Here is a 338-nt window from a genome sequence, read left to right as displayed (position 1 = left end):
CCGTGACACTGTGCTTGCCCGGGTCAACGTCCTTGAACGTCACCGACCAATCACCATCCTCGTCAACGGTCACCGTCTGGCTCTCTCCATCGTCCAAGGTCACGACGACCTCTTCACCGGGAGTGCCCGTGCCGGTCACCGGAACATCGGCGCTTCCATCATCGGAAGAATCAATGTCCTGGCCCTCCGTGGGGCTCGTGATAACCACATCAGCTGATGCGTCATCCTCGCCGTTGGAAGAGGTATCGGAGTCAGCATTCGTAGCAGCGTCCGTGTCAGCAGTCGCGTTCGCATCTGCATCGGTGTCAGCGTCAGCAGCAGTAGCCGCATCCGTGTCA

General features: G+C 59.8%; 1 protein-coding gene. It reads right to left on the bottom strand.

The window, feature by feature from the left end; all coding sequences use genetic code 11:
* Positions 1 to 338: hypothetical protein (locus tag ACT3UE_RS15815; RefSeq protein ID WP_444567034.1), on the bottom strand; the 338-nt coding region annotated here is incomplete at both ends.

Source organism: Arthrobacter sp. 179 (genome assembly GCF_052379645.1).
Lineage (GTDB): Bacteria > Actinomycetota > Actinomycetes > Actinomycetales > Micrococcaceae > Arthrobacter_H.
This window is presented reverse-complemented; position numbering and strand designations above follow the sequence as displayed.